Genomic DNA, 19112 nt, shown 5'->3' on the forward strand with positions numbered 1-19112 from the left:
AAGCTAGACCTGTTACCGCTCGACTTGCATGTGTTAAGCCTGCCGCCAGCGTTCAATCTGAGCCATGATCAAACTCTTCAGTTTAAAATCATTGTAATCCTTACGTGTTACCCGAAGGCAACAAAAGCGGATCAAACTTGGCTCAAGGTTCAAACGAATATACTGTGATACTCCGAAGAGTATCGCTGTGTTCGTCTGCCTTGATATTTGGTGACTTGTCACCCTCATCGGCAAACGCCCACATGAATTACCTGATCAAATTGTTAAAGAGCGGTTTCGCTTGAAGAAAGCATCGACTCGATGACCGGAGCCGCTTGCCTCAGCGAGGAAAGCGTATTCTACGCATTTCCTGGTGTTTGTCAAGGGCGTTGTTTTCGATGTAGAACCTGCTACATCCAAAACCGCTAACTACCTGACAAACCAAAGGTTTTCACCTTCATGCACCGCTGGTAACGCTTGGCGCCCCCGGCAGCGGATGCGTACTTTACGGATTCGCTGCCGGTTGTGCAAGGCCTTTTTGCAAACAGGCTGAAAAAGTTCAGATAAGCGTTACGCGAGCGTAGCGCTTCTTGCCTGCCTGGATAACGTAGGCCTTGGCTGTCGCCAGCATGGTGTCCTGAGCAACCACTTCACCATCGACCTTTACACTGCCGTTTTTCAGCATGTCCTTTGCCTGGGCGCTGTTCTTGGTCAGGCCCGAACGGTTGAGCACGGTAGCGATGGGCGCCTGCTCACTACCCTCGAAGTCCACCTCTACTTCCGGCAGGTCTTCCGGCAGTTCGCCATCGGCCAGCTGGTTGCCCGCGGACTTGTGCGCATTGGCGGCCGCCTCATCGCCGTGGTAGCGGGCGATCAGCTCGCGGGCAAGCGCCATCTTCACGTCGCGCGGGTTCGCACCCTGCTCGACACTCTGCTTGAGCGCATCGATTTCTTCATTGGATTTCAGCGAGAGCAGTTCAAAGTAGCGCCACATCAAACTGTCCGGCATGGAGACCAGCTTGTTGAACATCGAGCCCGGCGCTTCGTCGACGCCGACGTAGTTGCCGAGCGACTTCGACATCTTCTGCACGCCGTCCAGACCTTCCAGCAGCGGCATGGTGATGACCACCTGAGGCTCCTGGCCGAAGTGCTTCTGAATCTCGCGCCCCATCAGCAGGTTGAACTTCTGGTCGGTGCCGCCGAGCTCGATATCCGCTTCAAGCGCGACGGAGTCGTAGCCCTGTACCAGCGGGTAGAGAAATTCGTGAATGGCGATCGGCTGGTTGGCCTTGTAGCGCTTCTCGAAGTCGTCACGCTCGAGCATACGCGCCACGGTGCTCTGCGCTGCCAGTTCGATCATCTTGGCCGCGGTCAGCTCGCCAAACCACTCGGCGTTGAAGCGCACCTCGGTCTTTTCAGGATCCAGGATCTTGAATACCTGCTCTTTATAGGTCTCCGCGTTGGCCTTGACGTCCGCTTCGGTGAGGGGCTTGCGCGTCACGTTCTTGCCGGTCGGATCGCCAATGCGCCCGGTAAAATCACCGATAAGGAAAATCACGGTATGACCCAGGTCCTGAAACTGGCGCATCTTGGTGAGCAGCACGCTGTGACCCAGGTGCAGATCGGGTGCAGTGGGGTCGAAGCCCGCCTTGATACGCAGCTTGCGCCCGGATTCGAGCTTCTTTCTCAGCTCGTCTTCCACCAGGATTTCATGCGTGCCGCGCGACAGCAGCGCTAGCGCCTGATCCACCTCATTCATTGCCACTCTCCACTATAAACTTTGCCCGACAGGGCCTACAGATGAACAATAGCCGACGATGTTACCATGCCTCATGGCCCTGGTTGAGCCTTCGCCCCGCTTTGGATGACGCTTTATGAAAACGCCCCCTGCCGCCACTCCGCTTTACTATATTGGCCTGATGTCCGGCACCAGTCTGGATGGCATCGATGCCGCCCTGATTGCCATCGAACCCGCCGCGCCACCTCGACTGCTCGCGACTCACGCCGAACCCATGCCCTATGCATTGCACGCCGCGCTTTTAACCCTGTGCCACGCCGAGCAGGCCGGTTTTGCTCAGCTCGCGGCGGCAGAAGATGCCTTTTGCCGACTGCAGGCTTTGGCTGTGCAGGCACTGCTCGATCAGCAGCGCCTTACGCCCGGTAACATCGAAGCTATCGGCAGCCACGGCCAGACCATCGAGCACGCCCCCGGCGGCCATCAAGGCGGCCCGTCCTACACCCTGCAACTGGATAACCCGAGCCTCTTGGCGGAACTTACCGGCTGCCGGGTCGTGGCTGATTTCCGCCGCCGCGATCTGGCCGCCGGCGGTCAGGCGGCGCCGCTTGCGCCCGCCTTTCACCAGGCGCTGTTTGGTCGGCAGAGCGCCGAGCAGCTGATTCTCAACCTGGGCGGCTTTGCCAACGTGACCTGGCTGCCCCGCGATGCTGAGCAGGCCGTACTGGGATTTGATACCGGCCCGGCCAATGTGCTGCTGGACGCCTGGTTTGCCAGGCACGCTAGCAAGTGCGAGCGGTTCGATGAAAACGGTGCCTGGGCCGCCAGTGGAGAGATCGATCAAGCGCTGCTTTCGCGAATGCTGGCCGAGCCGTTCTTCACCCAGCCGCCACCGCGCAGCACCGGGCGTGAGCTGTTTCATCTGGACTGGTTAGCGCAACACCTGACCGGCGAAGAGGCACCGGCCAACGTGCAGGCAACGCTTGCCGAACTGACCGCGATCAGCATCGCCCAGGCAATAGGGCAGCTATTGCCACCGGGCGAAAGCCTTACCTTGATCACCTGCGGCGGCGGCGCTCATAACGGCTACCTGATGGCGCGTCTGGCGCACCACCTGCCCGGCGCCACGCTGACCTCGCCTGCCGCTCATGGCTGGCCGGAGGACTGGATTGAAGCCGGCGCCTTTGCCTGGCTTGCGCACCAGCGCCTGCACCATCTGCCGGGCAATCTGCCCTCGGTGACGGGTGCCCGGGGGCCGCGCGTACTGGGCGGCATCTATGCACCATGAAAAGACACCGCACAGGCCGCACAACCCGTATCATGCTGGAAACCGACACGAAAACGGCGTCCGATGCATTCCGCTTTGCCGAGAATGCCGCCTGTTCGTTAATATCCCTATCTATTTTATGCGGTGAGGTGCTTGAGCATGACCGATAGCGCACTTCCAGCGTCGCTTGCCAGGGCGCGCGAACGCCTGAGCCAGGCGCTAAAAGAGGCAGGCCGTGCTAAAGACAGCGCGCACCTGCTGGCGGTGAGCAAGACCAAGCCTCCCGCCATGATTCGTCAGGCCTGGGAGCATGGGCAGCGGGCGTTTGGCGAAAACTACCTGCAGGAAGCCCTGGAAAAACAGGCGGAACTGGCAGATCTAACTGACATCGAGTGGCATTTCATTGGTCCGCTCCAGTCGAACAAGACCCGCGCGGTCGCGGAACACTTCGACTGGATGCACAGCGTGGACCGCTTGAAGATCGCCGCGCGGTTAAGCGAGCAGCGCCCCGACCACCTGGCGCCGCTGAATCTCTGCCTGCAGGTCAATATCAGCCGCGAGGACTCCAAGTCCGGCGTGATGCCCGAAGAGGCCGAGGCGCTTGCCATGGAAATCGCCAAGCTGCCCAACGTTCGGCTACGCGGCTTGATGGCCATTCCGGCACCGGCCGCCACGCGTGAGGCCCAGCGCGAACCGCTGGCGGCGCTGCGCGAGCTTCTGGCAGCTTTGCAGCAAGCCCTGCCTCAGGCGCCACTGGATACGCTTTCCATGGGCATGAGCGATGATCTGGAGGCCGCCGTGCTGGAAGGCGCCACGCTGGTACGCCTGGGCACCGCCATTTTTGGGGCGCGGGATACGCGCTGATTCATTCACGCTATCTTCATTCATATCATGAAAGGCTGCCGGCGCAGCCCATTCAAACGAACAGGACACGAACATGGCGAGCAGGATCACTTTCATTGGTGCGGGTAATATGGCGAGCGCCATTATCGGCGGGCTGATCGACAGCGGCGTAGCGCCCACCGACATCACCGCTACGGCACCCAACGCAAGCGAGCTTACCTCCATCAAGGAGCGCCTGGGGATCAATACCCAGACCGACAACGCCGCCGCCGTCAACGAGGCCGATGTAGTAGTACTGGCCGTCAAGCCGCAGATCATGCGCGCCGTGTGCGAAGAGCTCGCCCCCAGCATTCAACAGGCACGCCCGCTGATGATCTCCATTGCTGCAGGGCTCGACGCCGCCACTATCGACCAGTGGCTGGGCGGCAGCAATGCGCTGGTGCGCTGCATGCCCAACACCCCCTCTCTGGTAGGCATTGGCGCCAGCGGCCTGTATGCCAACGCCGAGGTAAGCGAAGAGCAGCGCGCCCTGGCCACCCAGTTGATGGAAGCAGTGGGTATTGTCGAATGGGTCGATGACGAAGCGCTTCTGGAAGCCGTGACCGCGGTTTCCGGCAGCGCCCCGGCCTACTTCTTCTTGATGTTTGAAGCCATGGAAGAGGCTGCGGTCAAACTGGGCCTGCCCGCTGAGACCGCCCGCCGCCTGGCGATTCAAACCGGGCTTGGCGCGTCGGCCATGGCCCAGCAGAGCGACCGCGACCCGGCCACGCTCAAGCAGAACGTCATGTCGCCGGGCGGCACTACCGAGCGCGCCATTGCGCACATGGAAGAGGCGCAGATGCGCACGATTGTTGCCGATGCCATGCAGGCCTGCGCCAAGCGTGCCCAGGAAATGGCCCGAGAACTGAGCGGTCACTGAACACTACTTTAACGAGACGGAGAATCATCCATGGGCAACCAACTGGGCAGTGCCGGGTTAATGCTGGTCAACTCGCTGATCAACATTTACCTGTTCCTACTGATGCTGCGCTTTCTGCTGCAGGCATCCCGCGCCGACTACTACAACCCGCTGAGCCAGACGGTGGTCAAGATCACCCAGCCGGTGGTGGGGCCTTTTCAGAGTTTTCTGGGCCCGGTGGCCGGGCGCTTTGATCTGGCCACCCTCGCCGCGGGTTTCGTGTTGAAGGTAGCCAGCATGATCGCCATCTTCATGGTGATTGGTTACGGCATGCCACCGATTGCCGGGCTTTTGATCGCCGGTGTAGCCGCACTCGCCAATGCGATCCTCAAGATCTACTTCTTTGCCCTGATCGTGATGATCATTCTGAGCTGGGTGGCGCCCAATGCAAGTCATCCCGCAGCACTGCTGGTCATGCAACTGGTCGAACCCATCATGGCTCCTGTGCGCCGTGTGATTCCGCCGCTTGGCATGATTGACCTGTCGCCGATTGTGGTATTTATCACCATCAATCTTATCGATGGATTCGTGATTGGCTCGCTGATTCGCGCAGCCGGCATTTCCGGTGCGCTGGTAGGCCTTTAAGGCTCGTTTCAGCTACCCACACATCAGCAGGACTAACGCTTTCGATGCCCGACTCAGATACGCTTGCCTTTGCTGACCGACCAGCGGACTCCGTTGGTCTTGTCACGCCGCATATTGCGCAGTTCGACACGCCGCTCGCCCTTGCCTGCGGCAAGGTGCTGCCGGAATACGAGCTGATTTACGAGACTTACGGCACGCTCAACGCCGAGCGCAGCAACGCCGTACTGATCTGCCACGCGCTCTCCGGCCACCACCATGCAGCGGGCTACCACAGCCCGGCTGACCGCAAGCCCGGCTGGTGGGATGCGCACATCGGCCCTGGCAAACCGATCGATACCAACCGCTTTTTTGTCGTATCGCTCAATAACCTCGGCGGCTGCCACGGCAGTACCGGACCGGTCAGCCATAATCCGGAAACTGGCCGCCAGTGGGGCCCGGACTTTCCCATGGTCACGGTGAGCGACTGGGTCGCAAGCCAGGCCCGCCTTGCCGACCACCTGGGTATCGAACGCTGGGCGGCGGCGGTGGGCGGCAGCCTCGGCGGCATGCAGGTGCTTCAGTGGACCATCACCTACCCCGAGCGGGTGGCCAATGCCGTGGTGATTGCAGCAACGCCCAGGCTATCGGCGCAGAACATCGCGTTCAACGAAGTGGCTCGCCAGGCCATCCGCTCCGACCCGGAGTTCTTTGGCGGCTGGTACGCCGAACACGACACGGTACCCAAGCGCGGGCTGAAGCTGGCGCGCATGGTGGGGCATATCACTTACCTGTCAGAAGACGCCATGGGCAGCAAGTTTGGCCGCGACCTTCGAAGCGAAGACCTGAGCTTCGGCTTTGACGTCGAGTTCCAGGTGGAGTCCTACCTGCGCTATCAGGGCGACACCTTCTCGACCGCCTTCGATGCCAACACCTACCTGCTGATGACCAAGGCGCTGGATTACTTCGACCCGGCCGCCGCCGCTGACGGCGACCTGGCGCAGGCGCTGGCCCCGGCACAGTGCCCGTTTCTGATTGTCAGCTTCACCACCGACTGGCGGTTTCCACCGGCCCGCTCCCGCGAGCTGGTGGATGCACTGGTGCGGGCGGGCAAGGCCGTCAGCTACGCCAATATCGAATCACCCCACGGCCACGATGCGTTCCTGTTGCCGGAGCCACGCTATGAGGCGCTGTTCAGCGCGTTCATGAACCGCACCGCCCGTGAGCTTGGCCTGGAGGAGACCCGTTGATGCGCGCCGACCTTGAACTGATCTACGACTGGGTGCCCCAGGGTGCCCATGTACTGGACCTCGCCTGCGGCGACGGGGCGCTGCTGGAAAGCCTGGCCCGCGACAAGAACGTAACCGGCTATGGGCTGGAGATCGACCCACAAGGCATCACCCAGTGCGTGGCACGCGGAGTCAGCGTGATCGAGCACAACCTGGATGACGGGCTGGGCAGCTTTGGCGACCGCAGCTACGATCAGGTGATCATGACCCAGGCGCTTCAGGCGCTGCGCCGCCCGGACAGAATGCTCGACGAGATGCTGCGCGTCGCCGACGAGGGCATCATCACCTTTCCCAACTTCGCCTACTGGCGCCACCGGGTTTATCTTGGCCTGCGCGGCTACATGCCGGTATCCAAGTCGCTGCCCCACGCCTGGTACGACACACCCAACATCCACCTGTCGACCTTCAACGACTTCGAGCAGCTGTGCCGTGAAAAGGGCCTGGTGATCGTGGACCGCGCGGTGGGCGTGGGGGAGCGTCGCGGGCACTGGACCTCGAAGTGGTGGCCCAACCTGTTCGGCGAGATCGCCATCTTCCGCGTACGCCGTCGCGAGCGCTAAAGACGTACCGGCAAGGAGCGCTCGAGGGCAATGCCCGACGGCGCTCCATCTTTCCACTCGATGCCCACCCCATAGGCCAGCACCTCCACCCCCTGAGCCGCGGCGCTGTGAAGGCCCGCCGCGTAGGCGGGGTCGATATGCGTGGCCGGCCCCACGTCGGCAATACCCTCGTGAGCGACACAGAACACCAGCACTGCTCGCTCGCCTTCCCGCGCCAGCGCCTCCAGCGCCTGCAAATGCTTGAGTCCCCGCGTACTGACGGAGGCGGGAAAGTAGCCGTGTCCGTCGTCCTCCTTGAGCGTGACCTGCTTGACCTCGATAAAGGCACGCCGCCCGCTTGCCTCGTCCTCCAGCAGGAAATCCAGCCGCGATTCGCCCACTTTCACCTCGCGACGCAGGTGTGAATAGCCCGCCAGCGCGTCAAGCCTTCTCGCCTCCAGCGCCGTCTCGACGATGCGGTTGGCGCGTCCGGTATGAATCGAAGCCATCACCGTCTTGCCACTTTCGTCGGGCAGCTCGATCAGCTCCCAGGTCCAGGCAAGCCGGCGCTTGGGGTTATCGCTGGGCGACAGCCATACCCGGCAGCCGGGTACGTTGACGCTTTTCATCGAGCCGGTATTGGGGCAGTGCGCGACCACTTCACGGCCGTCGTCCAGCAAGATATCGGCAAGAAAGCGCTTGTAACGACGCAGCAGAATGCCGGGCACCAGGGCTTTATAAGGTAACGCACAGCGTAACGGCGAGGTCAGGCTCATAGCCGCCCCACGAAACGGGTAATCCGCGCCACGGCCTCTTCCAGGCGGGCGACATCATTGGTAAACGCAATGCGCACGTGGTGCTCACCGCCGCGTACGGCGAAATCGATACCCGGGGTAATCGCCACATTCTCCTCTTCCAGCAGCCGCTGGCAGAAAGCTTGGCTATCGCGGCTGTAGCGTGAAATATCCAGCCAGACGTAAAACGCGCCCTGGGGCGGCAAATCCGGCGCAAGCCCAAGCGTTGCCAGCCCGTCGAGCAGCACCTGGCGACGCTTCGCAAGTAGTTCACGGCGTTGCTCAAGGATTGCTCGGCACTCAGGGGTAAACGCGGCAAGCGCCGCGTGCTGGGAGGGCGTGGTCGCGGCCAGAAAGACATTCTGGGCAAGCCTTGTCAACGGCTCGACCGCGCGCTGCGGGGCCACCAGCCAGCCCAGGCGCCAGCCGGTCATGCCGAAGTATTTCGAAAAGCTGTTCACCACGAAGGCGTCGCTGGAAAGCGAGGTTGCCGACAGCGGCGCATCGTCGTAATTGAGCCCCTGGTAGATCTCATCGACGATTACCTCCCCTGCGCGACGGGCCACGGCGTCGAGCACCTCCGTAAGCTGCCCGGCACTCAAGGTATGCCCGGTCGGGTTGGAGGGTGAGGCGAGCATCGCCAGGCGCGTAGTGTCGCGCCAGTGGCGTTCGATCAGCGCGGCATCCAACTGCCAGCCGCTTTCACGGCCCACCGGTACCGCGTCGATCTCGGCACCGGCCAGGGCCATGAAGTGGCGGTTGCAGGGGTAGTTGGGGTCGGCCATCAGCGCCCGGTCGCCGCTCTCGACCAGCAGTTGGCTTGCCAGCAGCAGCGCGCCGGAAGCGCCGGGGGTTACCAGAATGCGCGAAGGGTCTACCTCGGCATTGAAGTGCTCGGCGTAGTGTTCGGCAATCGCTTCGCGCAGGGCCGAAAGACCAGCGGCCGGCGTATAGCGGGTCTGGCCACGCGCCAGGGCCTGCTGGCCCGCCGCGATGACCGGCTCGGGGGTGGGAAAGTCCGGCTCGCCGACTTCAAGATGAATAACGTCATGCCCGGCCGCTTCACGCGCCTGGGCCATTTCCAGTAAGTGCATCACGCGAAAAGGCGCCACGCGGCTGACTCGTGAATTCCAGGCCATAACGGCTCCTTTGGCTTGCAGGATTAACACATGACCCAGGCCCTGAAAATGCTAGGACCATAGTCGAAAGCGCACTATTATGCTTGCAACGAGAACGTTTTTCAGCTAAACAAGCATCCCTTTGGCGTGAGATCGTGGCACACGCTCATGGTCGATCAGCAGTCACACATGTAAGGGGCAATCCCATGCCAGTAGCGGAAAAGAAACCGGAAGCGACCAAGTCCTTCACCCCGTATGAGCCGGCACCGGGTGAAGAGTACATGAACGATAAGCAGTTGGCGCACTTTCGCCAGCTGCTGTTGGACTGGAAGCAAGACCTCATGGAAGAGGTGGACCGCACCGTGCGCCACCTACAGGAAGACGCCAACAACTACGCCGACCCCGCCGACCGGGCAACGCAGGAAGAAGGCTTCAGCCTTGAGCTGCGCACGCGTGACCGCGAACGCAAGCTGCTCAAGAAAATCAACGAGACCATCGAGAATATCGATGACGACGATTACGGCTTCTGTGAAGCGTGTGGCGTTGAAATCGGCATTCGCCGTCTCGAAGCCAGGCCAACGGCGACGCTGTGCGTCGACTGCAAGACCCTGGCCGAGCTTAAAGAGAAGCAGCTGGGCGGCTAGGCAGGCGGGTCAAACCACCTGAACGCTAGCGCTGAAGGCGGGCACCTTGGGGTGCCCGTTTTTGTTTTGGCAAAAGGCTTTTATGACTTCCTTGGCTGACTACCGTGGGCGCTTTGCCCCGACTCCCTCCGGGCCGCTGCACTTTGGCTCGCTCGTGGCCGCACTTGGCAGCTATCTCGATGCCCGCGCCGCCGGCGGCCGGTGGCTGGTGCGCATTGAAGACATTGACCCGCCGCGCTGCCCTGAGGGCGCGGACACCACCATCCTGCGCCAGCTGGAAACCTTTGGCCTGGAGTGGGACGAGGCGGTGTGCTGGCAGCACGAACGTTACGCGGCCTACCAGCAGGCACTGGATCAGTTAATGCAGCAGAAACTTGCCTACCCGTGCAGCTGTTCACGCAAGCAGTGGCAGGGCCACGACATCTACCCCGGCTGGTGCCGCAACGGCGTATGCGAGCCCGGCAAGCCCGTGGCCTGGCGGTTGCGCAGCGATCTGGCCCAGCGGCCAATCACCTGGCAGGACCGGCTGTTCGGCCACCAGCAGTTCGACCCTGCCGAACTGGGCGATGTGGTGCTCAAGCGCAAGGATCACCTGTGGGCGTATCAGCTCGCCGTGGTGGTCGATGACGCCGCCCAGGGCATCACCGATGTCGTCAGGGGGCTTGATCTGCTCGACAACACGCCCTGGCAGCGCCAGCTGCAAATTGCCCTGCGCCTTCCCGAGCCGCGCTATCTGCACCTGCCGCTGGTGGTCACGCCGGAGGGCCAGAAGCTCTCCAAGCAGAACCTTGCCCCGGCGCTTGCCGAAGATGATAAAGGCGTGCGCCGTCAGCTTTTCCAGGCCCTTCAGGCACTTGATCAGGCGCCGCCAGAGGCGCTTGCCACCGAGCCACCGGCAAGCCAGCTACACTGGGGCGTAGCCCACTGGTCGGTTGAGCGGCTATCGCCCGTTCGGCACCGCATGTCGCCCTGAGGCCTGTCGTCCCAAGGAATCATCTATGTACGTCTATCGCATCATGCTGTTTCTGGTGTTTGGCGGCTACCTGCTTTCACCGCTTTTAATGGATGGCTGGAGTGACCCCAGCGCCGCCTGGTATCGCCCGTTTGCCATCTGGGGCGTGCTGATTGCGCTGACCCTGTGGCTTGAGCAAAAAAGGAAGTTGGATGAGCGTTGAGTTGACCGGCGTCTTGCTGCTGGGCCTTGGCTACCTGGCACTGCTGTTTGGCTGTGGCACCGCCGTGGAGCGCGGCTGGGTGCCCGCCCGCATTACCCGCCACCCGATGGTCTACACGCTGGCGCTCGGGGTCTATGCCAGCGCCTGGGCGATTTACGGCAGCATAGAGCTTGCAGCCAACGCCGGGTTCGGCTATCTGGCCTACTATCTGGGCGCGGCGGGCACTTTCCTGCTGGCCCCGGTGCTGCTGGTGCCCATTCAGCGCATTACCCGCACCTATCAGCTCGCCTCGCTGGCCGACCTGTTTGCGTTTCGCTTTCGCTCGCGCTGGGCCGGCACGCTGGTCACGCTGATCAGCCTGCTGGCAGTGCTGCCGCTTCTGGGCATTCAGGTACAAACCCTGAGCGATGCGATTCGCTGGCTCACCGGCAGCCCCTACAGCTCGTGGGCAGCACTTGTGTTTTGCGCCTTGATTGCCAGCTTCGCGGTCATGTTCGGCGCGCGCCGCAGCCACTCGCATCAGGACGCGCTGATCAGCATCCTGGCGTTCGAGTCAGTGATCAAGCTGCTGGCCATGCTGGGCCTGGGGGCGGCGGCGCTGTGGCTCGTGTTTGACGGCCCGCAGGATCTTCAGCGCTGGCTGGAAGGCCCCGGCCTTCAGGCCCAGCAGGCGACTCAACAGTTGGAAGCCGCTCAGTGGCGCACCCTGCTGCTGCTGTTTTTCGCCTCGGCCTTCATGATGCCGCACCTGTTTCATATCACTTTTGCCGAAAACCTCTCACGCCATACGCTGCTGCAAGCCAGCTGGGCGCTGCCGCTCTTTCTGCTGCTGATGGCACTGCCCATCCCACTGATCTGGTGGGCTGCCCAGTCCGTCAATGACGAGATTCCGATCACGGCCTACGCGGTCTACATGATGAGCGAGCACGTGTGGGTCAAGGCGCTGGCGTTTGTTGCGGGGCTTGCCGCCGCCAGCGGCACCATGATCATGATTGCCCTGGCGCTTTCGGGCATGGTGCTGAACCATATCGTCCTGGTGGCCAGGCCCCCGGAGGCGCGCAGCGACCTCTACGGCTGGCTGCTCTGGCTGCGCCGGGGTCTGGTGGTCGGGGTGATCGTCAGCGGCTGGCTGTTTTATGAGGGAGTGGGCCGCCACCACGACCTGGCCAATCTGGGTCTGGCCTCCTTTGTGGGTATCGCCCAGTGCCTGCCCGGCATGCTGGCACTGCTCTACTGGCCGGGGGCCAATCGCAAGGGCATGGTGGTCGGGCTGATCGTCGGGGTCGGAATATGGCTCTGGGGACTATGGCTGCCGCTGGTTCTCTCGCTGCCCACCCCGCCGCTGCCGTTCACTCACCTGATACCGAGCGATGCGCCGCCCTGGTACACCGTCACCCTGCTGTCGCTGGCCACCAATATCGTGCTGCTGATCGTGATCTCGCTTTTCACGCGTATCTCCGAAGGCGAAAAGTCGGCGGCCGAGGCGTGCTCGGTAGATGCGGTGATTCGTTCGAAGCGCCTGCCACTCGAGGCCGCCACGGCGGCCGACTTCACCCCGCATCTGGCCCGGGCGATTGGCGATGAAGCCGCTCAGCGTGAAGTATCCCGCGCACTGGCAGCGCTCAAGCTTGCCCCTCAGGAGCGTCGCCCCTATGCACTGCGCCGCCTGCGCGACCGTATTCAGGCCAACCTTTCGGGGCTGATGGGGCCGTCCGTTGCGCGCGATATCGTCGACCGCTACCTGCCCTACCGGCACGACGATGCGCCGGTGACCGACGATATCCACTTTGTCGAGAGCCGCCTGGAAGCCTACCGCTCGCGCTTGACCGGCCTTGCCCGCGAGCTCGACGGACTGCGCCGCCATCACCGCCAGACGCTGGCCCACCTGCCGGTCGGGCTGTGCGTGTTTGGCGACGACAAGGAGCTTTTGATGTGGAACCAGGCGCTTTCCCAGCTCTCCGGCATCAGCGGTGAAAGCATCATCGGCTCACGCTGTGACAGCCTGCCCGCGCCCTGGCCGGCGCTATTGGGCAACGTGCTGCTCGCCCCTCACGCGCCGCTTTACAAGCAGGCGGTCACGCTGCATGGCAAGGACTACTTCCTGACCCTGCACAAGGCCGAGCTGAGCGGCCACGACAGCCGGGGCGGCAGCGTTATCCTGGTCGAGGACCACACCGAGATGAAGTGGCTGGAGGACGAGCTGGTACACGCCGCTCGGCTGGCCTCGATTGGCCAGCTGGCAGCAGGCGTCGCCCACGAAATCGGCAATCCGATCACCGGTATTTCATCGCTGGCCCAGAACCTGCGCTACGATACCCAGGACCCCGCCCTGCTGGAAACCGCCGACCAGATTCAGGAACTGACCCAGCGCGTGACCCGGATCGTCAACTCGCTGGTTGGCTTCGCTCACGGCGGCCGCCATGCGGGCCTGCCGCCGGCTTCACCAGTGGCACTTACCACCATCAGCGAAGACGCATTACACTTGATTCATCTGGCGCGCTCGGGCGAGGATGTAACGCTCACCAACGCCTGCCCGGATGACGTCGTGGTACGCGGCGATGCGCAGCGCCTGACCCAGGTCATGGTCAACCTGCTCAGCAACGCCCGGGATGCCTGCATGCCCGATGGCCAGGTAACCATTACCGGCGGTTACGAGGCAGGCAGCGCCTGGTGGCGGGTCAGCGATAACGGCCAGGGAATCGATCCGCGCGTGCGCGATCATCTGTTCGAGCCCTTTACCACCACCAAACCGGCCGGTGAAGGCACGGGGCTTGGGCTATCGCTTGCGTATCAGATCATCAACGAACATCAAGGCAGGATAGAGGTGGCATCGCCACCGCCTGGAGAGCCCCGCGGCACGGCCATTACCCTTTGGCTGCCGCTCTACCAACAGGATGACCAGCGACCTCATGCCCAGGATTCTGATTGTTGAAGATGAAGCGATCATTCGCAGCGCCTTGAAGCGCCTGCTCGAACGCCACGACTACACGGTAAGCGAAGCGGGCAGCGCCGAAGACGCCGCCCAGCTGGCGCTTGGCGAGTTCGACCTCATCATCAGTGACCTGCGCCTGCCGGGAGAGCCGGGCACCACGCTGATCAGTGCCGCCGCCCCGGCGCCGGTACTGATCATGACCAGCTACGCCAGCATGCGCTCCGCCGTGGATGCGCTCAAGCAGGGCGCGGTCGACTACATCGCCAAGCCGTTTGACCACACCGAGATGCTGGAAACCGTCGAGCGCATCCTGCACCAGCAGTCGATGCAGCACGGCGAGCCGCCCGCGATTACCGACGACGGCGGCAGTCAGCAGATGATGATCGGCGACTGCGCCGCCATGCAGCAGGTATATACGCGTATCCGCAAGACCGCGCCTGCCGATGTCACCGTGCTGATTCAGGGCGAGTCCGGCACCGGCAAGGAGCTGGTGGCCCGAGCGATACACCAGCAGAGCAAGCGCGCCAAGGCGCCGCTGATCAGCGTCAACTGTGCGGCCATTCCGGAAACCCTGATCGAATCGGAGCTGTTCGGCCATGAAAAGGGGGCTTTCACCGGGGCCAGCGCGGCGCGCACGGGCTTGGTCGAAGCCGCCGACGGCGGCACGCTGTTTCTGGATGAAATCGGCGAGCTGCCGCTGGATGCTCAGGCGCGCCTTTTGCGCGTTCTCCAGGAGGGCGAGATCCGCAAGATCGGCTCGGTGGAGACTCGCCACGTCAATGTCCGCCTGATTGCCGCGACCCACCGCGACCTGCGCGCGCTTTCCCGCAGCGGCGAGTTCCGCCTCGACCTCTACTACCGCCTGAACGTGATGCAGATCGAGCTGCCCCCGCTTCGTGAACGCGAAGACGATGTGCTGAAGATTGCCGACATCCTGCTCGATAAAGCCTGCACGCGACACGAGCGCCCGGGTCTGCGCCTTTCCAGAGCCGCCCGTCAGGATCTGCGCGACTACCCGTGGCCGGGTAACGTGCGCGAGCTGGAAAACGCCCTCGAACGCGGGGTCATTCTTGCCGAAGGGCATCTGATTCATCCGGACGACCTGGGGCTTGCGCCCGCACCGCCCCGCGCACATGCCGGTAACGCTTCCTCACACGAAGAAAGCGTGGCCGAGGATGAGGACGATCTTTCGCTGGAGGATTACTTCCAGCACTTCGTGCTGGAGCATCAGGATGTGATGAGCGAGACCGAGCTTGCCCAGAAACTGGGTATCAGCCGCAAGAATCTCTGGGAGCGGCGCCAGCGACTTGGCATCCCCCGCAAGAAGACCGCCAGGCGCCCAGGCTGATGCCCCACAAAGAGGCCTTTCGCAGAATATTTGCACCGCTACTGCCGATCTGGGCCTCTCATGCCCACGGCTTACGACCAACGTCTAATATACTGATTTAAATAAAAAATAATCAAATTCCGTTACCCGCTCATTGTTACCTACCCACACAACCGGCCCGAAAAATCAGCCCAAATGCGGTAACACTTAAACCCCACAAACGTTACCTGGCACGCTCTTCAACATCCAACTTACTGAAATACATAAACTCCTCAACAAGTGGCACAGCGAGTGCAATATATCCAGGTAAGAAAAACAAACTGGGCCAAGCGGTGGGTCTCAAACAAGAACAACACGACACCACCCAGACCTGAGCCAAAACAAGAACAACACGGCCAGGCGAGATAACGGTACGAATAAAAATAACAGGCTTGAATCTCATTACTTGCTGGCGCTAAGAAGAATAAGCGCAGCTAACAAGAACAATAGATAGCAAGTGCCCAAAAAGGACGCGACGTACACCAGGTGATCTGCGCACCAACAAGAATAACAGCAGTGAGTGTGTACACCCCGGAACCAATAACAACACGCCGGGGAAGAGAAGTTCGCGGTTGGATTATTGTTTTGAATACGAGGCGGTCGTGAAACGCCTTCCGACTGCGGTGCGTATTCAGGGCGATGTGCCATCATGAAGAAAAACAGCAGCATGGACGCTGATTGAATACTTTACAGGGGAGGCTCTCTTAGCCTCCCCTTTCCGCGTTTATAGAATGAAGCGTTTGCAAACCCGTGAGCGAGACTTTGCAAGTGTTAAGGGGTCGGCTACACTCTCAGCCACTTACTATTTTTTTAATGGCCACTTTTTTAGCCACCCTGCGAGTCGATATCGCCGCATGTTCAAAGGATTTACCCGTTTCTTATCTAATCAGGGAGAGCAAGTGAAAACGCTGCTCGATCCCCAGGAGAGTGAAGCCACTCTCAGCCCCCGTGTTATCCCCCGGTCCGAGCACCCCGTTTCTCGCCAGCACATCAGCGACGCCGCGTTAAAGGTGCTTTATCGCCTTAACGGCGCAGGCTTTGACGCTTATCTGGTAGGTGGCTGCATCCGCGATGCACTGCTTGGCAAGATGCCCAAGGATTTCGACGTGGCCACCAACGCCACGCCCGAGCAGGTGCGTGACCTGTTTCGCAATTCGCGGCTGATTGGCCGACGTTTTCGCATTGTTCACGTCCGCTTTGGCCGCGAAGTCATCGAAGTCACCACGTTCCGCGGCAAGCCTCAGGACGAGCACGGCGAGAATATCGCTCACCAGTCGGACGCCGGCCTGCTGCTGCGCGACAACGTGTGGGGCAACATTGAAGAGGACGCCGTGCGGCGTGACTTCACCGTCAATGCGCTTTACTACAACATTGCCGACTTCAGCCTGCACGACTTTGCCAACGGTGCAAAGGATATCGAGTCGCGCACCCTGCGCCTGATTGGCGACCCGGCCACGCGCTACCGCGAAGACCCGGTGCGTATGCTGCGCGCCGTACGCTTTGCCGCCAAGCTCGACTTCACCATCGAGCCTGCCACCGAAGCGCCAATGCATGACCTGGCACCGCTGCTGCTGCAGATTCCGCCAGCGCGGCTGTTCGATGAAGTGCTCAAGATGTTCATGTCCGGCCACGGGCTTGCCACTTTCCGGCTGCTCAGCCACTACGGCCTGTTTGGCATGCTTTTCCCCGAAGCGGAAGAAGCCATGGCAGACGCGGCGTGGGCCGAAAAGCTGATCGAATTTGCTCTGGCCAACACCGACAAGCGCATCGCCGAAGATCGTCCGGTCACCCCGGCGTTTCTGCTGGCTGCATTCTTGTGGGCGCCGGTGGCTCACCGTCAGGCGGAGCTTGAAAGCGAAGGCATGCCGGCCATTCCGGCGCTACAGACCGCCTCTCAGGAGGTGGTATCGCGCCAGCTGGAGCATACCTCGATTCCCAAACGCTTTGGCATGCCCATGCGCGATATCTGGGAGCTGCAGACTCGCCTGCCCCTGCGACGCGGCAAGCGCGCCTTCCAGACCCGCGAGCATCCGCGCTTTCGCGCCGCCTATGACCTGCTGCTTCTGCGCGAGCAGGCCGGTGAAATACCGCGTGGCCTGGGTGACTGGTGGACCGCCTTCCAGCAGGGCGATGAGCACGAGCAGCGCCGTCTGCTGCAGAAAGTAGGCGGCGACCCGGCAAGCCAGGGCGACCGTCGGCGCAAACGGCGCCGCAAGGCACCACGCAACGGCGGCGAACAGTAAATCAGCCTCGACCCAACAGAGAGCAACGCATGACAACGGTATCGCTTGCGTACATTGGCCTGGGCAGCAATCTGGAAAATCCGATCACCCAGGTGCGTCAGGCTATCTCGGAGCTTGCTGCTCTGCCGCTTAGCCAGCTTCACCGCGCCTCCTCGCTTTACGCGAGCCGTCCGGTGGGCCCGCAGGACCAGCCGGACTTCATCAACGCCGTGGTAGCACTCAAGACGCGGCTCTCCCCCCTTGCCCTGCTCGACCAGTTGCAGGGGCTGGAGCAACGCCACCGGCGCCAGCGCGAGCGCCACTGGGGCCCGCGCACGCTGGATCTCGACCTGCTGCTGTATGGCCAGGAAACGCTTGCCCATCCGCGCCTGAGCGTCCCCCACCCGCATATGCAGGCCCGCGCCTTTGTGCTCGCCCCACTTGCCGAGCTCGACGCATCGCTCACTCTCGACCAGCAGCCTCTGCGCTACTGGCTTGACCAGATCGGTGAGCCCGGCATTCAACGCCTGGTCGAAGACGGCCCCGGCTAGACCGCCTTACGCCCATGAAGTGCCTGTCATCGGCATTGGTGTCAGGCCGGATGCTGCGCTGTGTCAAAAACTTCATGCCACAAGACAAAATGACCATGCACACTCTGCAAGACATTACCGACTTGCGTCGCACCCTGGATGAGTACCGGACGCGCGGTCTGCGTATCGCGCTGGTGCCTACCATGGGCAATCTGCATGCGGGGCATCTGGCGCTGGTCGCCACGGCTCACGAACACGCCGATATCGTGGTCACCAGCCTGTTCGTCAATCCCATGCAGTTTGGGCCCAACGAGGACCTTGACGCCTACCCGCGCACTTTTGCCGATGACCAGGCCAAGCTTCGCGAGGCGGGCTGTCATGTGCTGTTCGCGCCCTCCAACACGGCGCTCTACCCAAACGGGCTTGACGGGCAGACCCGCGTGCATGTGCCCAGGGTCAGTGAAGGGCTGTGTGGCGGCTCGCGCCCCGGCCACTTCGATGGTGTGTCCACGGTCGTCACCATGCTGTTCAATCTGGTGCAGCCAGATGTGGCCTGCTTTGGCGAAAAGGATTATCAGCAGTTAGCGGTAATCCGCAAGTTCGTCCTCGATCTGCATATGCCTATCGACATCATTGGCGTGCCGATCGAGCGCGCCGAGGACGGTCTGGCGCTCTCCTCACGCAACGGTTACCTGAATGCTGAAGAGCGTGCCGCCGCACCGGCCCTGTACCGTACGCTGTGCTTGCTGCGTGACACACTGGAACAAGGCGAGCCCGCGGAAGCCGTGCTGAAAATGGGTCAGCAACAGTTGGCCGCGGCGGGCTTTATTCCGGACTACCTGGAGCTTCGCGATACGCACCTGAACCCGGTGGATGGCACCACCCGCCGCGCCGTTTTGCTCGCCGCTGCCCGGCTTGGCCCGGCGCGGCTGCTTGATAACCTGAGTGTACAGCTACCGGCTCCTTCAGCCTGATAACCGAACCGCCAGGGGGATATTCTCTACAAAGCGCCGCCATGGCGCGTTTTGGTTTGCACCGAAAAGCGTATTGCCGCAATGCACAACCATCCCCTATGCTGAATGACACGGCTGACATAAAAAGTAGATAGCGCTCGTTTATCCTCTTCCAATAACAGGCTGTCTCGCTTACTCACTCCAGGA

17 protein-coding genes and 1 rRNA gene are annotated in these 19112 nt (G+C 61.9%); 14 read left to right on the top strand and 4 right to left on the bottom strand.

All coding sequences use genetic code 11. From position 1 onward, the window contains the following. Both B0H98_RS09405 and tyrS read right to left on the bottom strand, forming a co-directional pair. Positions 1-84 (bottom strand): 16S ribosomal RNA (locus B0H98_RS09405); the annotation flags it as partial. A gap of 454 nt (positions 85-538) precedes the next feature. Further along, entirely contained in the window at positions 539-1738 is a 1200-nt protein-coding gene (gene tyrS, locus B0H98_RS09410; RefSeq protein WP_106374820.1) for a tyrosine--tRNA ligase, read from the bottom strand. 115 nt (positions 1739-1853) lie between these two features. Between tyrS and B0H98_RS09415 the strand changes: the two genes are divergently transcribed. The 6 genes from B0H98_RS09415 to metW all read left to right on the top strand — a co-directional run bounded on the left by B0H98_RS09415 (position 1854) and on the right by metW (position 7192). Further along, positions 1854-3002, top strand: coding sequence for an anhydro-N-acetylmuramic acid kinase (locus tag B0H98_RS09415; RefSeq protein WP_106374821.1), 1149 nt, complete (start codon positions 1854-1856; stop codon positions 3000-3002). Positions 3003-3140: 138 nt separating this feature from the next. After that, positions 3141-3845 (top strand): YggS family pyridoxal phosphate-dependent enzyme, encoded by a 705-nt coding sequence (locus tag B0H98_RS09420; protein WP_106374822.1) that lies wholly within the window; start codon positions 3141-3143, stop codon positions 3843-3845. A gap of 73 nt (positions 3846-3918) precedes the next feature. Then, positions 3919-4743, top strand: a complete 825-nt coding sequence (gene proC / locus B0H98_RS09425) for a pyrroline-5-carboxylate reductase (protein WP_106374823.1) — start codon at positions 3919-3921, stop codon at positions 4741-4743. Between the two features lie 30 nt (positions 4744-4773). After that, positions 4774-5367 carry a YggT family protein gene (locus tag B0H98_RS09430; RefSeq protein WP_106374824.1) on the top strand — a complete coding sequence of 198 codons (594 nt, stop codon included), beginning with the start codon at positions 4774-4776 and terminating at the stop codon, positions 5365-5367. 44 nt (positions 5368-5411) lie between these two features. Further along, the gene (gene metX, locus B0H98_RS09435; protein ID WP_106374825.1) at positions 5412-6593 is read left to right on the top strand and encodes a homoserine O-succinyltransferase MetX; all 1182 of its coding nucleotides are present in this window, start codon (positions 5412-5414) and stop codon (positions 6591-6593) included. Further along, complete coding sequence (gene metW / locus B0H98_RS09440) at positions 6593-7192, top strand: methionine biosynthesis protein MetW (RefSeq protein WP_106374826.1); 600 nt, start codon at positions 6593-6595, stop codon at positions 7190-7192. Before metX ends, metW begins: the two co-directional genes overlap by 1 nt. On the opposite strand, the gene sfsA is transcribed toward metW, so the two are convergent. Together sfsA and B0H98_RS09450 are read right to left on the bottom strand one after the other, a co-directional pair. Beyond that, positions 7189-7947 (bottom strand): DNA/RNA nuclease SfsA, encoded by a 759-nt coding sequence (sfsA, locus tag B0H98_RS09445; protein ID WP_106374827.1) that lies wholly within the window; start codon positions 7945-7947, stop codon positions 7189-7191. The two genes, metW and sfsA, sit on opposite strands and share 4 nt — an antisense overlap. Further along, complete coding sequence (locus B0H98_RS09450; protein ID WP_106374828.1) at positions 7944-9104, bottom strand: aminotransferase class I/II-fold pyridoxal phosphate-dependent enzyme; 1161 nt, start codon at positions 9102-9104, stop codon at positions 7944-7946. Before B0H98_RS09450 ends, sfsA begins: the two co-directional genes overlap by 4 nt. Positions 9105-9289: 185 nt before the next feature. Between B0H98_RS09450 and dksA the strand changes: the two genes are divergently transcribed. The 8 genes from dksA (at position 9290) to panC (ending at position 18926) form a co-directional block, all read left to right on the top strand. Beyond that, entirely contained in the window at positions 9290-9727 is a 438-nt protein-coding gene (dksA, locus tag B0H98_RS09455) for an RNA polymerase-binding protein DksA (RefSeq protein ID WP_106374829.1), read from the top strand. Between the two features lie 82 nt (positions 9728-9809). After that, positions 9810-10700, top strand: a complete 891-nt coding sequence (gluQRS, locus tag B0H98_RS09460; RefSeq protein WP_106374830.1) for a tRNA glutamyl-Q(34) synthetase GluQRS — start codon at positions 9810-9812, stop codon at positions 10698-10700. A 25-nt stretch (positions 10701-10725) separates the two neighbouring features. Then, entirely contained in the window at positions 10726-10902 is a 177-nt protein-coding gene (locus B0H98_RS17050) for a hypothetical protein (protein WP_167392664.1), read from the top strand. Continuing rightward, a complete protein-coding gene (locus B0H98_RS09465) occupies positions 10892-13834 on the top strand; it encodes an ATP-binding protein (protein WP_106374831.1) in 2943 nt (980 codons plus the stop codon). The genes B0H98_RS17050 and B0H98_RS09465 overlap by 11 nt, the downstream gene beginning before the upstream one ends. After that, entirely contained in the window at positions 13812-15182 is a 1371-nt protein-coding gene (locus tag B0H98_RS09470; protein ID WP_106374832.1) for a sigma-54-dependent transcriptional regulator, read from the top strand. The genes B0H98_RS09465 and B0H98_RS09470 overlap by 23 nt, the downstream gene beginning before the upstream one ends. A gap of 872 nt (positions 15183-16054) precedes the next feature. Then, on the top strand, positions 16055-17443 hold the full coding sequence (gene pcnB / locus B0H98_RS09475; RefSeq protein ID WP_106374833.1) for a polynucleotide adenylyltransferase PcnB: 1389 nt from the start codon (positions 16055-16057) through the stop codon (positions 17441-17443). Positions 17444-17472: 29 nt separating this feature from the next. Further along, a complete protein-coding gene (folK, locus tag B0H98_RS09480; protein WP_106374834.1) occupies positions 17473-17973 on the top strand; it encodes a 2-amino-4-hydroxy-6-hydroxymethyldihydropteridine diphosphokinase in 501 nt (166 codons plus the stop codon). 95 nt (positions 17974-18068) lie between these two features. Beyond that, positions 18069-18926 (top strand): pantoate--beta-alanine ligase, encoded by an 858-nt coding sequence (panC, locus tag B0H98_RS09485; RefSeq protein ID WP_106375062.1) that lies wholly within the window; start codon positions 18069-18071, stop codon positions 18924-18926. Positions 18927-19112 lie beyond the last annotated feature (186 nt).

The sequence above is a fragment of the Vreelandella songnenensis genome, from assembly GCF_003002925.1.
GTDB classification, from domain to species: domain Bacteria; phylum Pseudomonadota; class Gammaproteobacteria; order Pseudomonadales; family Halomonadaceae; genus Vreelandella; species Vreelandella songnenensis.

Excerpts from the sequence above, each read along its gene's own strand:
- tyrS (WP_106374820.1), bottom strand. The coding sequence starts at position 1,738 with ATGAATGAGGTGGATCAGGCGCTAGCGCTGCTGTCGCGCGGCACGCAT.
- B0H98_RS09415 (WP_106374821.1), top strand. The coding sequence starts at position 1,854 with ATGAAAACGCCCCCTGCCGCCACTCCGCTTTACTATATTGGCCTGATG.
- B0H98_RS09420 (WP_106374822.1), top strand. The coding sequence starts at position 3,141 with ATGACCGATAGCGCACTTCCAGCGTCGCTTGCCAGGGCGCGCGAACGC.
- proC (WP_106374823.1), top strand. The coding sequence starts at position 3,919 with ATGGCGAGCAGGATCACTTTCATTGGTGCGGGTAATATGGCGAGCGCC.
- B0H98_RS09430 (WP_106374824.1), top strand. The coding sequence starts at position 4,774 with ATGGGCAACCAACTGGGCAGTGCCGGGTTAATGCTGGTCAACTCGCTG.
- metX (WP_106374825.1), top strand. The coding sequence starts at position 5,412 with ATGCCCGACTCAGATACGCTTGCCTTTGCTGACCGACCAGCGGACTCC.
- metW (WP_106374826.1), top strand. The coding sequence starts at position 6,593 with ATGCGCGCCGACCTTGAACTGATCTACGACTGGGTGCCCCAGGGTGCC.
- sfsA (WP_106374827.1), bottom strand. The coding sequence starts at position 7,947 with ATGAGCCTGACCTCGCCGTTACGCTGTGCGTTACCTTATAAAGCCCTG.
- B0H98_RS09450 (WP_106374828.1), bottom strand. The coding sequence starts at position 9,104 with ATGGCCTGGAATTCACGAGTCAGCCGCGTGGCGCCTTTTCGCGTGATG.
- dksA (WP_106374829.1), top strand. The coding sequence starts at position 9,290 with ATGCCAGTAGCGGAAAAGAAACCGGAAGCGACCAAGTCCTTCACCCCG.
- gluQRS (WP_106374830.1), top strand. The coding sequence starts at position 9,810 with ATGACTTCCTTGGCTGACTACCGTGGGCGCTTTGCCCCGACTCCCTCC.
- B0H98_RS17050 (WP_167392664.1), top strand. The coding sequence starts at position 10,726 with ATGTACGTCTATCGCATCATGCTGTTTCTGGTGTTTGGCGGCTACCTG.
- B0H98_RS09465 (WP_106374831.1), top strand. The coding sequence starts at position 10,892 with ATGAGCGTTGAGTTGACCGGCGTCTTGCTGCTGGGCCTTGGCTACCTG.
- B0H98_RS09470 (WP_106374832.1), top strand. The coding sequence starts at position 13,812 with ATGCCCAGGATTCTGATTGTTGAAGATGAAGCGATCATTCGCAGCGCC.
- pcnB (WP_106374833.1), top strand. The coding sequence starts at position 16,055 with ATGTTCAAAGGATTTACCCGTTTCTTATCTAATCAGGGAGAGCAAGTG.
- folK (WP_106374834.1), top strand. The coding sequence starts at position 17,473 with ATGACAACGGTATCGCTTGCGTACATTGGCCTGGGCAGCAATCTGGAA.
- panC (WP_106375062.1), top strand. The coding sequence starts at position 18,069 with ATGCACACTCTGCAAGACATTACCGACTTGCGTCGCACCCTGGATGAG.